The following is an 18,865-nucleotide window of genomic DNA, read 5'->3' on the forward strand; positions in this document are numbered from 1 at the left end:
ATTCAACGGTGCGGCCAGGAAAGTAGAACGAGCGCTCAAAACTGTTAATATCGGTTGCAGTTGTGAAATGAGCTACGCAGAATCAACGAGTTAAGGCCAACTATTCATACCAACAGAGGATTGTTCATGGTTTGGTTCAAGGCGTTTGCAAGTGGTTTTCTCGCGACCCTGGTGTTTCATCAGGGCCTGTTCGCACTCTTCTGGCTGGGCGGTATTGTGCCCGCAGCGCCGTTTAACCTGTCTCCGGTACCACCGCTCGGCGTTCCCCAGGTTGTATCCCTGGCATTCTTTGGTGGCCTGTGGGGCATGTTGCTCTGGCTGATCCTCGGCCGCCTGGCGGGGGTGAAGTTCTGGCTGGGGCATGTCATTGTAGGGGCAGTAGGTCCCACTGCCGTCGCCATGCTGGTGGTATTTCCCCTGAAAGGGCTCGATGTGTCTGCCCAGACCTGGGTAGGCGGACTTCTTCTTAACGGGTTCTGGGGCCTGGGCGTGGCCGTATTCATGCGCCTGATGGGTGCGAAAGCGCCTGTCGGAGTTCGTTAAACTCTGAACCAGCACCCAATCAACTCTCTATCAACTTGTTTTCAATGCAGCTGACTAAGGAAGAGCAATGACCAAATCCGCTGAAACGGCCTATGATCTGGTGGTGTTCGGTGCCACCAGTTTCGTTGGCCAGATTCTTACCCGCTACTTGCTGGAAACCTACGGAGTGGGTCAATCGGTGAGATGGGCGATTGCCGGTCGCTCCGAGAGCAAGCTCAATACCCTGAAGGGCGAACTTGGCGACAAGGCCAGCACTGTTCCGGTGATTCTGGCTGATGCGTCCGATGAAGACGCTCTGAAGGCCATGTGCGATCAAACCCGTGTGATCATTTCCACCGTCGGTCCTTATGCCCTGTACGGTGAGCCGCTGGTACAGGCGTGTGTTCGCAGTGGTACGGACTACTGCGACCTGACGGGTGAAGTGCAGTGGATCCGCAAGATGGTGGAACGCTACGAAGAGGAAGCCAAATCCTCCGGCGCGCGCATTGTTCACTGCTGCGGCTTCGACTCGATCCCCTCTGATATGGGGGTGTGGTTCCTGCAGAACCAGGCAGAGCAGACCTTCGGTGCGCCATGCCGGGATGTTCGCATGCGCGTGAAAACCGCCAAGGGCGAGTTCTCAGGCGGCACTGTTGCCTCCCTGATGAATGCGGTAAAGGAAGCGGCGGCCGATCCGAAACTGCGGAAACAAATGGCCAACCCGTTCTCAATTTGCCCGCCGGAGCATCGCTCCAAGACCCGTCAGCCTAGCCTTAAAGGCGCAGAGTTCGACAAGACCTTCAACGCCTGGCTCGCGCCTTTCGTAATGGCAGCGATCAACACCCGAGTGGTGCATCGTTCCAACGCTCTGCAGAACGCGCGCTATGGCAAAGAGTTTACCTACGACGAAGCCATGATGACCGGGCGAGGTACCAAGGGGCGTCTGGCAGCGTATGCCGTCACCGGTGGCCTGGGGGCATTCTTGATGGCCTCGGCCGTCAAACCGACTCGCTGGCTGGTTGAGAAGTTTGTACCCAAGCCGGGCGAAGGCCCCAGTCCTGAGGCCCAGAAAGCCGGGTTCTATGACCTTCGTTTCGTTGGCCGCACGGAAGATGGCAAAACCATCATCACCAAGGTGACCGGCGATCAGGACCCGGGCTACGGGTCCACCGGCAAGATGCTGGGCGAGGCGGGCATGTGCCTGGCGTTCGATATTCCGGCGGATCAGCCGGGTGGGTTCTGGACACCATCCTCATTGCTGGACGGCAAGCTCATGGACCGACTCACCAGCAAGGCGGGCCTGACCTTCGAGGTTCTGGAAACCCGCTAACCACTCAGGTAGATCACACGGTCGGTGCCCGGAAGGGCATCCGGCCCGTGTGCCAGGCTAACCACGGTTTTTCCTTCCAGAAGTGTTTCCATCCGTTTCGAGATACGCGCTCGGGTTTCGGCATCCAGGCCGGTAAAGGGCTCGTCCAGTATCACCAGCGGGGCAGGGTTCAGTAGCACCCGTGCCAGGGCGACACGCCGAGCTTCACCGCCGGAGAGTCGGCTGCCGGCACTGCCCAGCCAGGTATCGAGCTGATCCGGTTCCGTGGCGAAGCGCTCGGCCAGTTCCATCTGCTCCAGAATGCTCCAGAGCTCGGTGTCCGAGGCCTCAGGTGATCCCAGCAACAGATTGGCGCGAAGGGTGTCCTCGAACAACACGGTTTTCTGGGTCAGGTAGACGCAATCCTTTTGCGTCAGGCTGCCCTGGGCAGTGAGCAACAGGCCGGCGAGTACATCCGCCAGAGAGGACTTGCCGCTGCCGGAATGACCGAGAATACCAATGCGCTCCCCGTCCTCGATCCTCAGATTGAAACGCGTGAACAGAGGCACGTAACCATCATGTTTTACCGCAATATTTTCTGCCAGAAGCGCCGTGTTTGGGGGTAATTCGGAACTGGAGGTCGCAGCGGCTTGTTCCTCCTCACGACAATCCCGGTTCAATCGCGCAGCGGAAGCGACCGTTGCTCCCAGCTTGCCAAAGGCATCCGGCAGCATGGCATAGACCTCGGCAAGGCCGAGCAAGGCAATGGGCAACAACACAAGCACCGGGCCGGAAACCGAACCCGACTGGAACAGGGCAAATCCGGCCCAGAGCGCCAGAACCGCAGAAAGGTTAACGAAAAGATGGGAGCCGGCCAGATGCCAGCCTACACGGGTGTCGGCCTTCGCCTGCTCTGAAGTAACCTGATGGGCCTGGCGCATTAGCCAGGCTGCATGTTTTCCGGTACGCCCGGCGGCAGTCAGTTCGGAGAAACCTTCGATGTGTTCGATCACCGCCGTTCTCAGTTCTTCCTGCCGGTCGCTTTGCCGGGCGGCCAGGCGCCAGGTTCTCAGATAAACCCCGGCGGTGGCGATCACCAGGGCAATCACCAGCAACAGGCTCACCAGCAACGCCGTGCCGATATTGAAGAGAACCCCGGCCAGAACAACTACCAGTAGCGTTACCAGGCCTGCAAGTGCGGTAGGCGCGATTAAACGCAGGTACAGGGTGTCCAGGGCATCCACATCGCTCGTGAGGCGGGACAGCCACTGTGCGCCGCTCAATTCCCCACGGCGAACGGGGCTGGCACGCGAAAGGCGCTGGAACAGGGCCACGCGAATATCTGTCAGCAATCTCAGAACGGTATCGTGGTTGTAGACCCGCTCCAGATAACGGAACACCGTGCGGGAAACGGCGAAAAACCGGATGGCGCCGCCGGGCACGTAAAGGTTTATGGTCGCCGCCACGCCGGCAGCCAGTAGCAGGCCAACCAGTGCGGTTTCGGTAATAAACCAGCCCGAAACCGCCAACAGGCCAATGCCGGAAAGCAGGGTGGCGAAAATCAGGAATCCGCCGACAACCAGGCGCCCCGGGCGCTTGAAGATCAGGTCCAGCCAGGGCTTCAGGTCACGCATCCCGTACCTCCCCGCCAGAAACCAGCAGCACACGGTTTGCCAGGGCCAGCAAGGCTTGATGGTGAGTGGAGAAGATCAGGGTTTTTCCGGCTACCGCCAGTTTATGCAGTGCCTCCAGCACGAACACTTCACTGTCGCTGTCCAGCCCGGCGGTGGGCTCATCCAGCAGGATCAGGTCGTAATCCGCCAGAAAAATACGGGCCAAACTCAGCCGCCGGGCCTGGCCACCGGAGAGCCCCTGGCCCTCTTCCGATACCGGGCTATGAATCCCCTGTTTGCGACTGTCCAGCAGGGAACCGAGGCCGACATTGCGCAGGGCGGTTTCAATGGCAATATCAGAGGCATCCGGAGTAGTCAGTCTGAGGTTATCGGCCCAGGTTCCCTGAACCAGAAACCCTTTCTGCCCCAGCCAGCCAAACCGGAAACTGCCCGGCGCTTCGCCGAACAGATGGATTTCGCCGGTGTCCGGCGCCAGAAAACCCGCCAACATATGCAGCAGGGTGGATTTGCCGCCGCCGGAGGGGCCGGTCAGGGCAATCACTTCACCTTTCTGGATGGTCAACGCGAGATCCTGCAGAACCAGTTGGTCGGGCCGGAAGTTTTTACTGACAGAACGCAGCTCAATCCTGTCTTCCGCACCCTCGACAGAGGCCATCTCGGTCTTGCTCTCCGGGTTCACCGGAGTGTCCAGCCGCTCGAGGATTTCGGTGCCAGCGCCCATGGCGGCGGCACGATCATGGTAATGCTGGGAGAGTGTTCGCAACGGCTGAAAAAACTCCGGGGCCAGCAACAGAATCAACAGCCCGGAAAACAGGGTTAGATCCTCGGAGGGGCCATAAGTGATGTACCCAAGCAGACCAAACCCGATGTAGATGGCGATAACGGCTATGGCCACCGAGGCAAAGAACTCCAGAACCGCTGAGGACAGAAACGCCACCCGGAGTGTTTTCATGGTAATGCGCCGATAGTGATCCGAGCGTTTGCGAATAAGTTCGGCTGCTCCGGCTGTCTGGCCAAACAGTTGCAGCGTGGTCAGGCCGCGAACCTTGTCCAGAAATTGCCCGGAAAGCCGGCTGATGGTTTCAAAGTGCTGCTGGTTCAGTTTCTCCGCGCCCATGCCCACCAGGGCCATGAACAACGGAATCAGCGGCGCGGACAACAGAAGGAAGATGCCAGCCAACCAGTCCAGCCAGAACACCAGGGCGAGAATCAGCACCGGCACAATTATCGACAGGGTCATCTGTGGCAGAAAGCGGGCGAAATAACCGTGCAGGGCTTCCACGTGGTCAATCCATTCCCGGGCAAGGGTGCCTGCGGAGGACTGGCCCAGTTCCACAGGACCGGTGGCCTGCCAATGCTTATGGAGCTGACGCCGGGCATCCCGGCGAACCTGTTCGCTGCAACGGGCCGCAAACCGGGTTTGATAACCCTGGCCCAGTGCTCGAACAGCCAGCGCCAGAATCAGGCCGAGAAAGAGAGGAGTGAGGTCCGCAACGGGGACCTCGTCAATCACACCCAGATGGATAATCCGGGCCAACAGCACCATCTGAATGATGGTGGCAATGCCGGCAACGATGCCGGCAACCACAGTGCCGCGAATCCACAGGCGGCTGCCACGGGCCAGGTCTGCAAGCCACCCCTTAACGGCTTTCTGATCGGTGGCGGAGGCATTCTCCCCGCCACCCTTGGCCCGTGGCTCCAGCACTTAGTGGTATCCCTCGCCCGCGCGGACCTTGCCGCGGAAGACCCAGTAGGTCCACGCGGTGTACACCAGCACGATGGGGATCACGAACAGAAGGCCCAACAGCAGGAACAGCTGGGATTCATAAGCAGATGCGGCATCCCAGAGGGTGTATTCCGGCGGAACCACATAGGGCCAGCGGCTGACCACCAGGCCCAGATAGGTGGTGATAAACAGCCCCATGGTGGCCACGAACGGCATGCCATCCCTGCGATCACGAACTGAACGGTAGATCTGGATAGCGCACAGCAATGTCAGAACCGGCAGAATCCAGATAATGCTCAGATTTGAGAACCAGCGTTCACGGACCATTTCATCCACAAAGGGCGTCCAGACACCGATGATGCCAAAGACCACAAGAACCGCCAGGAGCAATGGCAGGGTGATCTTGTAGGCCCACTGCTGCAGATAACCCTCGGTTTTCATGATCAGCCAGGTGGAACCCAGCAGGGAATAGCCAGCCAGCATGCCCAGGCCGGTAAGCACGGTGAACGGCGTGAGCCAGTCAAGCGCGCCGCCCACGTAAACGCCATTGGCGGTTTCAAAGCCCTGGATATAGGCGCCCACAACTGCACCTTGGGCGAAGGAGGCAACGGTAGAACCACCGGCAAAGGCCCAGTTCCAGAGGTAACGGGACGTCCGGGCCTTGAACCGGAACTCGAACGCCACGCCCCGGAAAATCAGCCCGGCCAGCAGCAGGAACACACCAATGTACAGCGCCGGCAGGAAGATTGAATAGACCATCGGAAAGGCCGCGAGCAGGCCAGCGCCGCCTAGCACCAGCCAGGTTTCGTTGCCGTCCCACACCGGGGCCACCGAGTTCATCATGGTGTCCCGCGCTTCCTCATTCGGCGCGAAGGGGAAGAGAATCCCCACGCCCAGGTCGAAGCCATCCATCAGCACATACATGATGATGCCGAAGCCAATAATGAATGCCCATATGAGCGGCAGATCAAACAGTTCCATAATCAGTGACCTCCCTCGTTGACTGGCTTGGCGGTGCCGACTGTGCCACCGGATTCATGTTCAATTTCAAAGGGCACATGGGCGGCAGAGAAGGGACGCTTTGGTCGCTCGGCCTCATGCTCGTCTTCATCCCGGTCTTCAAGACCGACATACAGCACCCGCATCAGGTAATACACGCCGGCGGAGAACACCAGAGCGTAGACAACGATATAGCCGATCAGTGTGAATAGCGCCATACCGCCAGTCAGTGACGGAGTCAGGGCCTCTGCCTGAGTCATCTGGCCGTAGACCAGCCAGGGCGCCCGGCCCACCTCGGTGACGAACCAGCCGGTCAGCACCGCAAAGAAGGGCGCAATACTCATGAAGCGCATGCCCTGCAGGAACCAGCCGGTGCGCCAGTACCGACCGCCGGCACGCAGAACCAGGCCGGTAACCGCGAAGGCAATCATCAGCAGGCCAATACCTACCATGACTCGGAACGACCAGAACACGATCGCCACCGGTGGCTGCTCGTCAACAGGCACTGCGCTCACGCCCGGCACTTCACCGTCCCTTTCATGGGTGAGAATGAAACTGGCCAGGCTGGGAATACCAATCTCGTAAAGGTTCCGCTGGTTCTCCTGATCGGGAATGGCAAACAGCAGCAACGGCACATTGCGGGAGGTTTCCCAGTTGCCTTCCATCGCCGCTACTTTGGTGGGCTGATGCTCCAGAGTGTTCAGACCGTGGAAATCACCCAATACCGCCTGGGCAGGGGCAATAAACAGCAGCAGCCACAGACACATGGACAGTGCCTTCTTGTTCGCCTCAACCTCACGACCCAGCAGCAGATACCAGGCACTCACACCGGCCACCACAAAGCCACCGGTCAGGAAGGAGGCCAGTGCCATATGGGCGAATCTATAGGGGAAGGAGGGGTTGAAGATCGCCTCGCTCCAGGAAGTCACATAGAAGACGCCATCACGGAGCTCGGTGCCAGCCGGCGTCTGCATCCAGCTGTTGGCCGACAGAATCCAGAAGGAGGAAATAAAAGTACCCAGCGCGACCATAATGGCGGCAAACAGGTGAACGCCGGCCGGCACCTTATCCCGACCGAACAGAAGCACCCCGAGGAAAGCCGCCTCCAGGAAAAACGCCGTGACCACCTCATAACTCAGGATAGGGCCAAGGAAGTTGGCGGAGGCCTGGGCGAAGTTACTCCAGTTGGTGCCGAACTGGAACGACATCACAATGCCCGACACCACACCCATGCCGAATACCACCGCAAACACCTTGGTCCAGAAGGCAGAGAGCTTCACCCACAACGGATTCTCGGTTTTGAAAGCCAGGCCTTCGAGTACCGCGATGTAGGAAGCAAGGCCGATGGTAAACACCGGAAAAATGGCGTGAAATGACACCACAAACGCAAACTGGATTCGCGATAGGATGAGAGGATCAAGTTCCATGGGAACCCTCCGGTAAAGTTCACATCAAAACAAACGGGCCCAGCGAACCCGTTTAGCCGCTGCCTTAGCTCATTTTGTTGTGTTGTTATTACCGGCAGATGATTACCATGCTACTAAACATGGCGATAAACCCGATAGGGCGTTTTGTCGCACCCCTTGATTTATAACAAGTATGGGGAACCCAATGAGCTTTTACGAAGACAGAATATTGCCCCACATCATAGACCGCGCATGCTCGATGGGCCAGGTAATGAAGCTGCGCAGCCAGGTGGTACCCCAGGCCAAAGGAGTGGTCCTGGAAGTGGGCATGGGCTCGGCCATCAACATGGAATTCTACAATGCCGACCACGTGGACATGGTGTACGGCCTGGAGCCCTCAGAAGGCATGCGCCGCAAGGCCGAACCGAATCTCGCAAAGTCTCCCATCAAGGTAGAGTGGCTGGACCTGCCCGGAGAGAAAATCCCACTGGAAGACCACTCTGTCGACACCGTACTGCTCACCTTCACCCTGTGCACCATCCCCGACTGGCAGGCCGCGCTCCAGCAAATGTGGCGGGTACTGAAACCGGGCGGCGAACTCCTGTTCCTGGAACACGGCGAATCCTCCCACGATGGCACCCGCAAGTGGCAACACCGCATCACCCCGGGATGGAAAAAACTGGCCGGCGGCTGCCACCTGAACCGCCACATCGCCGACCTGATCCGACACGCGGGCTTCGAAATCCAGGAACTGGAAAACCTCTACATCCCCAAGGCACCAAAAATCGCCGGATACATCTACAAGGGCAGGGCAACCAAGCCCGCAGCAGCCAGCCCAGCCGCTTGAGGGCGGGGGTGGAATCCGAATTGCGTTACCCCACGCAGACTTATACAATTCTGCCCGTCAAAACCTCCCCCGAATGCTCCGGTGGTGAAATTGGTAGACACAAGAGACTTAAAATCTCTCGACCGTTAGGTCGTGCCGGTTCGATTCCGGCCCGGAGCACCATATAAACTAGTACGTAGCAGGGGGGGGGGCGCTCAGATTTTCACTTGTTCAAATTTTTTGGTGCCTCATTGATGCATCAGGATAGAAAATTTAGCCGCTCGCAATGGATTGCCAAGGGGTAGCGCCACCTGCCGAATGGTGGGACCGTCAGGAGAGACTGACGTCTAAATCAATGATGCGGAATCTATGCATCTCTGGCTTTGCTGCCAAACTTTAGTACACTGGATTGAAAGGGAATTTATGTTTGTCGAATTGATAAACTCTATCAAAGCCAGCCTATATGACCGGGTCGTTTCGCCACTATCCGGGGCTTTTATTTTGTCTTTTTTGGCGATTAACTTTAGAGCAGCTATTCTGGTTTTCGATGACCAAAACTATTACCTGAAAATTAATCATTTGGAAACGTATCTTTATCCTAAGGAGACTCTGAATAAGTCTACAAAATCAGCGATAATACGGCCATCGTCAACCGCATAGGATCGTTGCCACCATGGATCAGATCACCTTCTCCGAAGCCGAGTACCAGACCAAGAAGCGCAAAACCCGCCGCGAGATCTTTCTGGAACGCATGGACAAGCTGATTCCGTGGAAGCAGCTGGAGAAGAAGGTGGCCCGCTATTACCCCAAGGGTCAGAACGGACGGCCTCCCTATCCGTTATCTGCCATGCTGCGCGTTCACTGCATGCAGTTGTTCTATAACCTCAGCGATCCGGCCATGGAAGACGCCTTATACGAGATCGAATCCATGCGCCAGTTCGCTGGCCTGAAGCTTGATCGGCTACCAGACGAAACCACGATCCTTAAGTTCCGCCATTTTCTGGAGCAGCACGGTCTCGGCAAGGTGCTGTTCAAAGAAGTGAACAAGCATCTGGAGAAAAACGGCCTGATGCTGCGTGAAGGTAGCATTGTTGACGCCACCATCATTTCCGCACCGAGCTCCACCAAGAACGAGAGTGGCCAACGTGATCCGGAAATGCACCAAACCAGGAAGGGTAATCAGTGGCACTTCGGCATGAAAATGCACATCGGCGTTGATGACACTCTCGGACTGATTCACAGCATCGACACCACGGCGGCCAACGTTCATGACATTGTGCCCTCCGGCAAATTGCTGCACGGCGAAGAGCGTCGAGTCTTTGGTGATGCCGGCTACCTCGGCATACAAAAGCGAGGCGAGCACAAGCACCGTAAAAGTGTGTCTTGGTTCATCGCCAAGCGCCCTGGTTCACGGAAAACCCTGGATGCTGACAAGCTGAAGGCCGAGAAAATCAAAGCCAGCATCCGCTCAAAAGTGGAACATCCGTTCCGGTACATCAAGCAAGTGTTCGGCTACAACAAGGTTCGCTATCGCGGTCTGGTGAAAAACACCAATCGGCTGCACTTGTTGGCCGCGTTCAGTAATCTCCTAATCGGTGAAAAATACCTGCTGGCGTAGGGCCAGTGCGCCTGTTTTCCGCCAAAATGGCGGGAAATGGGCGAGAAACATACAAGTAACGGGGAAATAACGTCTGAAATTCGAGATTTTTGCTGCTTTGAAACAACATCGGCAAAAATTAGCGGTTATTCAGACCTTCCCTAACTTCATTGACTCTGCTTTAAATCTGCTCGTATACCCCCTGGCGTCGGCTTTCGCATTTATCTTTATTTATCCTCTTTTTTCAAAGTTCGCGTTTCAATACTGGAGCCTTCAGCAAGTTAAGCTAAAGCAAATCAAGATCAGAATAGAAAACGAGACACCATTGACTGTAGAAAAGGCACGGGAGATAAGGCAAAAGCTGTCTTCACTTCAGTCAGAGTTCCACGATGAGCTTAATGAAAGAGAGTTGGAGATAGAGAATTTAAAAGCAAAAGTTGATTCTATGCAGGTCGAAAATGAGCAACTTCAGAAGAAGATTGGTCAAGCCAAGAACAGATACTCGACAGAACTGAGCCCGAATGGGTTTTCCAATATGAAGGAAAACGAGGAGAGCAAGGTTTCCCAGCAAAATTTGGATTTGTTGGTTTTTGAAAATGATGACTCAGACAAAATAGAAGCTTTTTTTAGGACGATGGTCGACGCCGGGCTACCTATAAGCCCTCAAGACATTGAGCGACTTTCAGGGCTGAATTCTATTCGCGTCGAAAATACTATAGATCGACTCAATCAGTTGGGTGTCGTGCAGATAGACGATACTATGCCTGGAGAGTTTTTAGTATCGCTGACGAAAACAGGCAAAAACTTCGCTCTTCGGCACGGATATGCATGACGCTGTTCAGTCATCCAGTTCACACCAGCGGATAAACGTCGCGCTCACGTATTCCGGGTCTAGGTCGTTTCACCAGGCAAAGCGGCGCGTAATCGGCCCGCACTCCAGCACGTCATCAAACGCTTCCCGCAGGTCAGTCACATCCACATCGGCGGCCGGTTGGGTTCCTTTTGCAACCATCCCCTAAAATCGGTGCATGCGTCACTAGAGTTCTTCGGCGCACAATTAGGCAAGTTGAGAACCCAAAGAAGAAATTATCGCAACACTCATTTACCAGTCGCCTGATGACTTCAGCAACTGCGGAACAACATAGAAGTACTTCCGGTTTGATGGATCATTTTTTTGAGCTCGAAAAGCTCAGACTTCTTTAAAAGTTGCCGCCAAGTTTTGCAGTGGTAAATTCTTGGACCAAGGTCTGGCCGCTTTTGTTGCATCATCCCGATCGCTGACTTTAAATCCGTCCAGCCATCACGTGCCAACTGTTCTTCTGCCTCGAACAAAAGGTGAACAGCGGTCGTATCACGCCAAACAATGGGCAGACCGGGATAAACGCCGTAGCTCAGCACAGATCCAAACTCATCCGACTGCATAAATTCAACGGCTTGCTTGGCCGCTGAGCGGCGCGTTTTATCCCACTCTTTGAGTCTTTTAAAATTCTGAGCGACTACTTGTTGAACATTAGCGAGATGCCTGACAGCGTCGTCGCAACCGGAAACCTCATTGAGATTGAAGCGTTCGAGAAAATGATGAACCAGTTCGTTTCGAATCAAGACGATTTCTGCAAGTTCTGCCCTTAAAGTCTCATGCCGTTCTTCGTTCATCGACATCGAGAATCGAAATTGGAACTCAGAAAGTTTCGGGTTTTCGAGCGGTTCATCCGGCGGTGGCGAAGAATCCTCGTCAGCTGAGTAAGGAACAAGATATTCTCCCGTAAGCTCTCCGATCAGTTGCCCAAGGGTTTTATTGGAGAAGTGGGCCTTGCGAGCTTCCTGATGGGCTTCCAAGGTTTCAGTGTTTCCCCTGATAACCGTCGTCGACAGGAAGCGCTTCAGGCCCAGCTCATACCTCTGGAGCTGAAGCAGGCATTGACCGAAGCTTCTCTCGATCTTCGCTCGAAGGGACTCCAAGCTCTCTCCACCAAGATCATTCATTGCTTTCTTTCAGCTCCTTGATACCGGAATAGTCCTGCCAGATTTGTGTGAACGCTGGCCATCACTTCTTCGACATCGCCTCCAGCATTCTATTCACCGCTTCCAGATGCTCCGGCTCGTTGTGGCACATGCCCTGGAAGTTGGCACAAACGTCCAGAAAATCCTTCAGTTCCATTCTCGGCGCCATTTTCATCAGGCGCTTTGTGAGCCGCGTGGCTTTTGGCGGCTGGCTGGCTATGCGGCTTGCCATGGTATTCGCAGCGTTCATCAGTTCTTCCGCTGGCACCATTTCCAGAACAATGCCCAACTCTTTTGCCTCGGCGGCGTCGATCACACGGCCGGTGAGCGTGAGCTCGAAGGCGCGCTGGTAGCCGATCAGGCGCTGCATGAACCAGGCACCGCCGTCGCCGGGGATGATGCCGAGGTTGAGGAAGGTTTCGCCGAACTTGGCGCTTTCCGAGGCGATGCGGATGTCTGCCATGTTGGCCAGATCAAAGCCGGCACCAATAGCGGGGCCGTTTACGGCGGCGATGATGGGTACTTCCACGTTCTGAAGGGCCAGGGGAATGCGCTGGATGCCTTTGCGGTAGCGGTCGGCGCATTCGGCCACGTCTCCGGCGAAATCGCCGCTGCGGTTGGCCATATCCCGGATGTTGCCGCCTGCACTGAACGCAGAGCCCGCTCCGGTGATCACCAGTACCGACACATCCTCGCACTGGTTCACCCATTCCGCCGTGGTTACGATGTCGTCAATCAGGTTTGAGCCTGTGAGCGCATTGCGCAGGTCGTGACGGTTGAGGGTAAGGGTGGCTACCCGGTTTTCCAGGGTGAGCAGTGCGTCGGTGAGCTTGGGTACGGTGGTCATGATTGCGGTTCCTTGTTTTTGATCAGCGCGTATCTTCGCGCGCGGGAACCGGATTAATCAACTGCCAGCCGCGCCTTTCGGTAACGGCTGACTTCTGTCCAGCCGTGCACTGCCAGGGCGGAGAACACGATGACACCGCCCACCAGGCTCAGTTTTGGCGGCACCTCGCCAAGGAACAGCCACACCAGGAAGGACCCAAGCACGGTCTCAAGAAGCAGCATCAGGCTGACTTCTGCCGCAGGAATATAGCGGGGGCCAATCTGGATCAGAATACAGGCGGTTGGCAGGAACACCAGGCAGAGCAGGGCGATAAAGAAGAAATCCCGGCCCAATGGCATCTGGGCTCCGCCAAATACAGCGGCCACGACTGCCAGCGCCAGGGCACCGAACATGAGCATCACGCTCATATCGCTGTCGGGTTTGGATCGGGCCACGTTAAGGTTGGAGGCCAGGGCCGTGGCGGCGACCACTGCCATCAGCAGGCCCAGCGGGTCACCCTTGCCGAATTCACCCACCGCCATCAAGGTGGCGCCGCCGACGCACACCAGGATGACTACCCAGGTTCGCAGCGGCAGGGTTTCCTTCCACACCGCCCAGGCAATGACCGCCGCGATCACCGGCGCGGTGTTGAGGATCACCAGCACGTTGCCCGCAGCCGTGTTCTTCATGCCCACCACGAAGCCGAGGGTGCTGATGGCAAAGGCACTGGCACAGAACAGGCCTTTACGGCCGCATTTGCGGATTTCAGGCAACAGCCGGGAACGGTAACGGGCCCAGCTGATCACAAAAAAACTGATGGCCAGCAACAAGCCCCGCCAGAACAGGAACACCACCGGGTCCACGGAGGTGATTTTCACAAGCAGCGCATCCGGGACGATAAAAAGCACGCCGAGGGCGGCGATGGTCAGTCCTTTGATTCGGGTTGTCTGCAATGTGGGTTCGCCTGTTCCGGAGTGGTTTGTGGTTTAGCTTACGGGTTGTCCTGCTCTGGCAGCGGCTGGATGCTGTTGATGTCGCCGGTTGGTGTTGCAGGTTCGTCTTTGATGATAATGAAGATTGCTCCGCCAATAACTGCGATGGCAAAGATGGCTTTGAGGATTATCGATTTCGACATGCGTTCTTCCTCTCTGCGTTTTGGCTTATACAGACAGCCTATGGGCGGCAGAGGGCGATAACAACCTCAAGGCCCCGAAAACTGAGCATCCTACAAAAGTCGCTTCGACAGTATAGACGCAGTCAGCAATACTCTGGGTAAGTTTGCAGGTTGCCTGGAGCAGCAATGATAAAAATGGAGTGTCCTCATGACTGAACAAACCGCAGATCTGGTTCACAAGTACAGCGACAATGGCATTACCACGCTCACGCTGAACCAGCCGGAGAAGAAAAACAGCCTGTCCATGGCCATGCTGGAGGCCCTGTCTGAAGAGCTTGAGATCATCGCCTCCGATACGGAGACCCGGGTTGTGGTTCTGGCGGCCCATGGCAATGTGTTCTGTGCCGGCCACGACCTTCGGGAAGTGCGGGAGCAGTTTGATAGCCATGAATTCCAGATGGCGCTGTTTAACCTGTGCAGCAAGGTGATGCAGCAGATCGTCAATCTGCCCCGGCCGGTGATTGCCAGGGTTGCCGGTGTTGCCACCGCCGCAGGCTGTCAGCTGGTGGCCAGTTGCGACCTGGCTGTAGCGGCAGATACCGCACGGTTTGCCACGCCAGGTGTGAACATCGGGCTATTCTGTTCCACGCCGATGGTGGCGCTGTCCCGCAATGTCTCGCGCAAGCACGCCATGGAAATGCTGCTGACTGGTGAAATGATCGGTGCCGTGAAGGCGGAACGGATCGGGCTGGTCAATCAGATAGTCGACGAGCAGCACCTGGACGAGATGGTCTACAAGCTGGCCCGCACCATTGCCGACAAGTCCGGGCACACTCTGAAGATTGGCAAAGAGGCCTTCTACCGGCAGCTGGAAATGCCGCTGGAAGACGCCTACGAGTACACCTCCAGGGTGATGGCCGACAACATGATGGCCAACGATGCCCAGGAAGGTATCTGCGCGTTTCTCGAGAAGCGCAAGCCGGAGTGGAAAGACAGTTAGGCTCGCTTGCAGGAATCAGCCCGGTCTATCGTGCCGGGCAGTTGTCCTTGCCTACGTAGAGCCGGTCGCCAGGCCTGATTTCATGTTCCCGGAAAAAGCCCGCGTTCATCTCCACCGCCTGAATAAAGGGCACACCGGCGGGGTAGGTGGGGCAGCCGGAACCGCTGGCCGAGGCGCAGGGTACCATCTGACGAATACTGCCGATCACGCCGTGCTGGTTCAGGAAAGCGATGTCCAGCGGAATCAGGGTCTTGTACATCCAGAAGCCGTGGCTGGCTTGCCTGGGCTCGCTGTATTCAAACAGCATCCCAGCGTTAGGCGCCAGAGAAGTGCGGCCCATCAATCCCTTCTGGCGCTGTTCGGAGCTGCTGGCCACTTCCAGTGTGACAGGCACTGTGCCCGCCGCAGACACAAAGCAGCCCTCGATAACCGGAAGACCTTCCTGTGGTGCAGCGATGCCTGAAGAGCAACCGTAAATCAGAGTACTGAGCGCCAGTACAAACCAGACTTTCAGCCCGCCAACAACTCCCGATGGCGCTGTCACGAGCGCAACCGGTAGCCGGTTTTGAAGATCCACCAGATACCCACCATGCACGCGGTGAGAAAGACCAGGGTCATGCCCACGCTGATGGCGATGTGGACATCAGATACACCGTAGAACGCCCAGCGGAAGCCGCTGATCAGATAGACCACGGGGTTGAACAGGCTCACGGTCTGCCAGACCTCCGGCAGCATGTCGATTGAATAGAAGGTGCCGCCAAGGAACACCAGAGGCGTGACGATCATCATGGGTACAATCTGGAGCTTTTCGAAACCATCTGCCCAGATACCGATGATGAAACCGAACAGGCTGAAGGTCACCGACGTGAGCACCAGGAAGGACAACATCCAGAAGGGATGCAGCACGTCGTAATCGACAAAGAATTTCGCCGTGGCAAGGATGATCAGCCCCAGGATGACGGACTTGGTGGCAGCGGCGCCAACGTAACCCAGAACTACTTCGACGTAAGATACCGGGGCCGAGAGTACTTCATAGATGGTCCCCGAGAACTTGGGCATGTAGATGCCAAACGAGGCGTTGGAAATGCTCTGCATCAGCAGGGACAACATCACCAGCCCCGGGATGATGTAGGCACCGTAGGCGATGTTGTCAATATCACCCATACGCGAGCCAATGGCGGAGCCGAAGACGACGAAATACAGGCAGGTGGAAATCACCGGCGAGAGTACGCTCTGCATCACCGTGCGGCGCATTCGGGCCATTTCGAATTTGTAAATTGCGCGGATACCGTAAAGGTTCATGCCTTTCTCCGTTGGGCCGGCCGGCTTACTCGTGCACCAGGCCGACAAAAATCTCTTCAAGGGAGCTTTCCCGGGTTTGCAGATCCCGGTATTCGATACCCAGATCCCCGAGTGTGCGTAGCAGCCTGGCAACGCCGGCCTGTTCCTGCTGGGAATCGAAGGTGTAGATCAGCTCGTATCCATCCTCGGACAGCTCCACCGGTTCCAGGGTGAGTTCGCCCGGCACCTTGTCGAGCTTTTGCGCAAGGTGGAGGCGCAGCTCCTTTTTGCCAAGTTTGGTCATCAACTGGGTCTTGTCCTCCACCAGGATGATTTCACCCTGCCGGATTACCCCGATCCGGTCGGCCATTTCCTCGGCTTCTTCAATGTAATGGGTAGTGAGGATGATGGTAACGCCACTTTCCCGGAGTTTGCGGACCATCTCCCACATGTCCCGACGCAGCTCCACATCCACGCCGGCGGTTGGCTCATCCAGGAACAGGATCTGAGGTTCGTGGGATAGTGCCTTGGCAATCATTACCCGGCGTTTCATGCCTCCGGACAGGGACATGATGCGGTTGTTGCGCTTGTCCCAGAGGGAAAGATCTTTCAGCACCTTTTCGATATGGGACGGCTTTGGCGGCTTGCCAAACAGGCCGCGGCTGAAGGAAACGGCATCCCACACGGTTTCGAACGAATCGGTGTTCAGTTCCTGGGGCACCAGGCCGATGGTCTCGCGGGCTTTGCGGTAATCTTTGACAATGTCATAGCCGGCGGCTTTTACCTCGCCCGAGGAGAGATTGACAATGCCGCAGATGATGCTGATGAGCGTGGTCTTGCCGGCGCCATTGGGGCCGAGCAGGGCGAAGATCTCGCCACGGCGGATGTCCAGGTTGATGTTCTTCAGGGCCTGAAAACCGTCACCATATACCTTGCTCAGGTGCTTAACGGAGATATCCGGCTGCACGGGCGTGTCCTGTGGTCAAAATGGGTCGAATTGAAGGCGCGGTATTTTCTCATGACTGGCGCCGGTTTAGAAACCTTTGCCTTGGCGGGAGAAAACTCCATAATGCCCCGCAGGTTTGTTCGGGGTGCCGTTATGTTACGCGCTATTGCAGTGGCAGGATTGATTCTGGGTCTTATTGCCGTGGCTGTTTTCGGTCCACGCATGCTAGGGGACGATGAGGAAGACCCGGAGACCGGGACTGTAAATGAGAGTGCCGCCGCCAACACCCGGTGTGATTTGCTGCAGGATAGCCCGTGCCGATGGTCAGACAGTTCCGGGGACTGGGAAGTCAGCCTCAGCAAGCTGGGCGAGGGCACCCAGGGCATGGAATACCGCCTCACGGTTGTTACACCAGAGCATCCCGAACGTTTTCTCGCCGTTCTGCGGGGCGAATCCATGTATATGGGCGAGTACCCGGTACCGCTGGGCAACCAGGCAGGAAATGAATACGCCGCCCGCTTTACCGCACCCTTCTGTGCCGTAGACGCCACTATGACGTGGCGTATTGACCTTCAGCAGGGCCAAAAGCCCATCGAGGGTATCCCGGTAAAGCTGGTTTTTCAGGCCGAACCGCACTGAGCCATCTGGAACTGGCGGCCCGTCGGCTGACAACGGGCCGGGATTGTGTAAAATCACCATACCGCCACTATCAGGGACAACGTGATGGATTACGGAGATAGCGTTCAGAAGGTACTGCTGAGAAAAATCCGCAAAGCCGAGCAGGACCTGATTCAGCTCAAGCTGGATTACTGCCGGTTTGTGTTCGGATTGACTCACCGGGCGAAAGTGTTGTCCGGCGGCGTGACCTACGTGGTTCGTTCGGTAGATGTGGACAGCATGGCCAATACCGATGATGGCGGGTTCAGCCGGCCCGAGATTACCGGCACCCGTGCAGACGAACAGGATCATGCCGAACCCGTGGCGCTGGGCACCGACTGGGTGCTTGAAACCGCCCCAAGTCGGGCTGCTAAATAAATGCGTTAGCGGTAATGGCTTCGTAGAGACTTGATGTCGGCGGTACGTAGTGGTTATACCGCCAGAATTCCGCGCCTTCCAATCCCGCCCTGAAACAGGCCAGGTAAACCGTGCTGGCCGTCAATGTTGTTATCGCCTGAACAGCCTCCGGCTGGCGAATCCCGGTTTTTCGACTGGCAATCTGCGCAACGATGCCGATCAGCGCTGCGGAGTGTCGGGTGTTTTTATCGCTGAGGGCACAACCGGCGCCATAGAGCCAGGCAGCGGCATAAGCCTTGACCGCTTCTGGCGCGGTTGCCAGTTCCAGGCCGTTAACACGGCAATCCCTTTCCTGCAGACCTGCCAGGATATGCAGCCGGGTAATGAGTCCGGCACGGTCCGGGGCAGCCTCCACCACCGGTTTTCGCTCCGCAACAGGCCATTCTGAGGTGCTTAAGGGAAGTTCGGAGTGGTGCGCGTCGACCAGGTGACTGCCTGACCAGATTTTCTGATGGCCCGCTGCCAGGGGCTCCGAGCGCACCAGTGTGATCATCCGTATAGCGAGCAGGACAAGGAGCGCCAGCAGACCCACCTGAATAAAAAGAATCAATCCGTTAACCATCATCACCAGAACTCTGAATGTTGCAACAGGTGATCGGATTGT

At 56.6% G+C, this 18,865-nt stretch carries 20 protein-coding genes and 1 tRNA gene; 9 read left to right on the forward strand and 12 right to left on the reverse strand.

The genetic code is table 11. The features are described from left to right. The first annotated feature begins 126 nt into the window (after positions 1-126). Positions 127-543, forward strand: a complete 417-nt coding sequence (locus KEHDKFFH_RS15010) for a hypothetical protein (RefSeq protein ID WP_104322652.1) — start codon at positions 127-129, stop codon at positions 541-543. A gap of 67 nt (positions 544-610) precedes the next feature. Next, on the forward strand, positions 611-1,852 hold the full coding sequence (locus KEHDKFFH_RS15015; RefSeq protein ID WP_104322653.1) for a saccharopine dehydrogenase family protein: 1,242 nt from the start codon (positions 611-613) through the stop codon (positions 1,850-1,852). Here the strand turns inward: KEHDKFFH_RS15015 and cydC are convergent. From cydC to KEHDKFFH_RS15035, 4 genes are read right to left on the reverse strand one after another with little or no spacing between them, the layout of a single operon-like run. Beyond that, on the reverse strand, positions 1,849-3,465 hold the full coding sequence (gene cydC / locus KEHDKFFH_RS15020) for a thiol reductant ABC exporter subunit CydC (protein ID WP_104322654.1): 1,617 nt from the start codon (positions 3,463-3,465) through the stop codon (positions 1,849-1,851). The genes KEHDKFFH_RS15015 and cydC overlap by 4 nt on opposite strands. Continuing rightward, the gene (gene cydD / locus KEHDKFFH_RS15025) at positions 3,458-5,170 is read right to left on the reverse strand and encodes a thiol reductant ABC exporter subunit CydD (protein ID WP_104322655.1); all 1,713 of its coding nucleotides are present in this window, start codon (positions 5,168-5,170) and stop codon (positions 3,458-3,460) included. Before cydD ends, cydC begins: the two co-directional genes overlap by 8 nt. Continuing rightward, on the reverse strand, positions 5,171-6,172 hold the full coding sequence (cydB, locus tag KEHDKFFH_RS15030; protein ID WP_104322656.1) for a cytochrome d ubiquinol oxidase subunit II: 1,002 nt from the start codon (positions 6,170-6,172) through the stop codon (positions 5,171-5,173). Positions 6,173-6,174: 2 nt separating this feature from the next. Next, on the reverse strand, positions 6,175-7,617 hold the full coding sequence (locus KEHDKFFH_RS15035; protein ID WP_104322657.1) for a cytochrome ubiquinol oxidase subunit I: 1,443 nt from the start codon (positions 7,615-7,617) through the stop codon (positions 6,175-6,177). A 184-nt stretch (positions 7,618-7,801) separates the two neighbouring features. Between KEHDKFFH_RS15035 and KEHDKFFH_RS15040 the strand changes: the two genes are divergently transcribed. From KEHDKFFH_RS15040 to KEHDKFFH_RS15060, 4 genes are all read left to right on the forward strand, one after another. Continuing rightward, entirely contained in the window at positions 7,802-8,443 is a 642-nt protein-coding gene (locus tag KEHDKFFH_RS15040) for a class I SAM-dependent methyltransferase (RefSeq protein WP_104322658.1), read from the forward strand. A 75-nt stretch (positions 8,444-8,518) separates the two neighbouring features. Continuing rightward, a tRNA-Leu gene (locus tag KEHDKFFH_RS15045) sits at positions 8,519-8,605 on the forward strand. 490 nt (positions 8,606-9,095) lie between these two features. Next, positions 9,096-10,040 (forward strand): IS5 family transposase, encoded by a 945-nt coding sequence (locus KEHDKFFH_RS15055; protein ID WP_104322660.1) that lies wholly within the window; start codon positions 9,096-9,098, stop codon positions 10,038-10,040. Positions 10,041-10,137: 97 nt separating this feature from the next. Next, positions 10,138-10,851 carry a hypothetical protein gene (locus tag KEHDKFFH_RS15060; protein WP_104322661.1) on the forward strand — a complete coding sequence of 238 codons (714 nt, stop codon included), beginning with the start codon at positions 10,138-10,140 and terminating at the stop codon, positions 10,849-10,851. A 290-nt stretch (positions 10,852-11,141) separates the two neighbouring features. On the opposite strand, the gene KEHDKFFH_RS15065 is transcribed toward KEHDKFFH_RS15060, so the two are convergent. The 4 genes from KEHDKFFH_RS15065 to KEHDKFFH_RS20245 all read right to left on the reverse strand — a co-directional run bounded on the left by KEHDKFFH_RS15065 (position 11,142) and on the right by KEHDKFFH_RS20245 (position 13,981). Next, complete coding sequence (locus KEHDKFFH_RS15065; protein WP_104322662.1) at positions 11,142-12,002, reverse strand: OST-HTH/LOTUS domain-containing protein; 861 nt, start codon at positions 12,000-12,002, stop codon at positions 11,142-11,144. Between the two features lie 61 nt (positions 12,003-12,063). Further along, positions 12,064-12,867 (reverse strand): enoyl-CoA hydratase-related protein, encoded by an 804-nt coding sequence (locus KEHDKFFH_RS15070; RefSeq protein WP_104322663.1) that lies wholly within the window; start codon positions 12,865-12,867, stop codon positions 12,064-12,066. A gap of 53 nt (positions 12,868-12,920) precedes the next feature. Continuing rightward, positions 12,921-13,799, reverse strand: a complete 879-nt coding sequence (locus KEHDKFFH_RS15075; RefSeq protein WP_104322664.1) for a DMT family transporter — start codon at positions 13,797-13,799, stop codon at positions 12,921-12,923. 38 nt (positions 13,800-13,837) lie between these two features. Then, positions 13,838-13,981, reverse strand: coding sequence for a hypothetical protein (locus KEHDKFFH_RS20245; protein ID WP_162841257.1), 144 nt, complete (start codon positions 13,979-13,981; stop codon positions 13,838-13,840). A 187-nt stretch (positions 13,982-14,168) separates the two neighbouring features. Between KEHDKFFH_RS20245 and KEHDKFFH_RS15080 the strand changes: the two genes are divergently transcribed. Next, positions 14,169-14,960, forward strand: a complete 792-nt coding sequence (locus KEHDKFFH_RS15080) for an enoyl-CoA hydratase (RefSeq protein WP_104322665.1) — start codon at positions 14,169-14,171, stop codon at positions 14,958-14,960. Positions 14,961-14,985: 25 nt separating this feature from the next. Here the strand turns inward: KEHDKFFH_RS15080 and KEHDKFFH_RS15085 are convergent, their stop codons facing one another. Genes KEHDKFFH_RS15085 through KEHDKFFH_RS15095 form a run of 3 tightly spaced genes read right to left on the reverse strand, consistent with a single transcriptional unit; the run spans position 14,986 to position 17,208 of the window. Beyond that, on the reverse strand, positions 14,986-15,504 hold the full coding sequence (locus KEHDKFFH_RS15085; protein WP_241956527.1) for a DUF192 domain-containing protein: 519 nt from the start codon (positions 15,502-15,504) through the stop codon (positions 14,986-14,988). Then, positions 15,501-16,262, reverse strand: a complete 762-nt coding sequence (locus KEHDKFFH_RS15090; RefSeq protein ID WP_104322666.1) for an ABC transporter permease — start codon at positions 16,260-16,262, stop codon at positions 15,501-15,503. The genes KEHDKFFH_RS15085 and KEHDKFFH_RS15090 overlap by 4 nt, the downstream gene beginning before the upstream one ends. Positions 16,263-16,287: 25 nt before the next feature. After that, positions 16,288-17,208 carry an ABC transporter ATP-binding protein gene (locus tag KEHDKFFH_RS15095; protein ID WP_104322667.1) on the reverse strand — a complete coding sequence of 307 codons (921 nt, stop codon included), beginning with the start codon at positions 17,206-17,208 and terminating at the stop codon, positions 16,288-16,290. Positions 17,209-17,340: 132 nt separating this feature from the next. On the opposite strand from KEHDKFFH_RS15095, the gene KEHDKFFH_RS15100 reads away from it, so the two are divergent. After that, positions 17,341-17,826, forward strand: coding sequence for a hypothetical protein (locus KEHDKFFH_RS15100; protein ID WP_104322717.1), 486 nt, complete (start codon positions 17,341-17,343; stop codon positions 17,824-17,826). A gap of 84 nt (positions 17,827-17,910) precedes the next feature. Then, the gene (locus KEHDKFFH_RS15105; protein ID WP_104322668.1) at positions 17,911-18,222 is read left to right on the forward strand and encodes a hypothetical protein; all 312 of its coding nucleotides are present in this window, start codon (positions 17,911-17,913) and stop codon (positions 18,220-18,222) included. Here the strand turns inward: KEHDKFFH_RS15105 and KEHDKFFH_RS15110 are convergent. Beyond that, complete coding sequence (locus KEHDKFFH_RS15110; RefSeq protein ID WP_104322669.1) at positions 18,215-18,826, reverse strand: hypothetical protein; 612 nt, start codon at positions 18,824-18,826, stop codon at positions 18,215-18,217. The two genes, KEHDKFFH_RS15105 and KEHDKFFH_RS15110, sit on opposite strands and share 8 nt — an antisense overlap. Positions 18,827-18,865 lie beyond the last annotated feature (39 nt).

This window comes from Marinobacter maroccanus, assembly GCF_002933275.1.
Lineage (GTDB): Bacteria > Pseudomonadota > Gammaproteobacteria > Pseudomonadales > Oleiphilaceae > Marinobacter > Marinobacter maroccanus.

What these genes read in the sequence shown, in the direction of transcription:
- KEHDKFFH_RS15055 (WP_104322660.1), top strand. Translation starts at nt 9,096, where the DNA reads ATGGATCAGATCACCTTCTCCGAAGCCGAGTACCAGACCAAGAAGCGC.
- KEHDKFFH_RS15015 (WP_104322653.1), top strand. Translation starts at nt 611, where the DNA reads ATGACCAAATCCGCTGAAACGGCCTATGATCTGGTGGTGTTCGGTGCC.
- KEHDKFFH_RS15105 (WP_104322668.1), top strand. Translation starts at nt 17,911, where the DNA reads ATGGATTACGGAGATAGCGTTCAGAAGGTACTGCTGAGAAAAATCCGC.
- KEHDKFFH_RS20245 (WP_162841257.1), bottom strand. Translation starts at nt 13,981, where the DNA reads ATGTCGAAATCGATAATCCTCAAAGCCATCTTTGCCATCGCAGTTATT.
- KEHDKFFH_RS15090 (WP_104322666.1), bottom strand. Translation starts at nt 16,262, where the DNA reads ATGAACCTTTACGGTATCCGCGCAATTTACAAATTCGAAATGGCCCGA.
- KEHDKFFH_RS15070 (WP_104322663.1), bottom strand. Translation starts at nt 12,867, where the DNA reads ATGACCACCGTACCCAAGCTCACCGACGCACTGCTCACCCTGGAAAAC.
- cydB (WP_104322656.1), bottom strand. Translation starts at nt 6,172, where the DNA reads ATGGAACTGTTTGATCTGCCGCTCATATGGGCATTCATTATTGGCTTC.
- KEHDKFFH_RS15100 (WP_104322717.1), top strand. Translation starts at nt 17,341, where the DNA reads ATGTTACGCGCTATTGCAGTGGCAGGATTGATTCTGGGTCTTATTGCC.
- KEHDKFFH_RS15080 (WP_104322665.1), top strand. Translation starts at nt 14,169, where the DNA reads ATGACTGAACAAACCGCAGATCTGGTTCACAAGTACAGCGACAATGGC.
- cydC (WP_104322654.1), bottom strand. Translation starts at nt 3,465, where the DNA reads ATGCGTGACCTGAAGCCCTGGCTGGACCTGATCTTCAAGCGCCCGGGG.
- KEHDKFFH_RS15040 (WP_104322658.1), top strand. Translation starts at nt 7,802, where the DNA reads ATGAGCTTTTACGAAGACAGAATATTGCCCCACATCATAGACCGCGCA.
- KEHDKFFH_RS15065 (WP_104322662.1), bottom strand. Translation starts at nt 12,002, where the DNA reads ATGAATGATCTTGGTGGAGAGAGCTTGGAGTCCCTTCGAGCGAAGATC.
- KEHDKFFH_RS15035 (WP_104322657.1), bottom strand. Translation starts at nt 7,617, where the DNA reads ATGGAACTTGATCCTCTCATCCTATCGCGAATCCAGTTTGCGTTTGTG.
- KEHDKFFH_RS15010 (WP_104322652.1), top strand. Translation starts at nt 127, where the DNA reads ATGGTTTGGTTCAAGGCGTTTGCAAGTGGTTTTCTCGCGACCCTGGTG.
- KEHDKFFH_RS15110 (WP_104322669.1), bottom strand. Translation starts at nt 18,826, where the DNA reads ATGATGGTTAACGGATTGATTCTTTTTATTCAGGTGGGTCTGCTGGCG.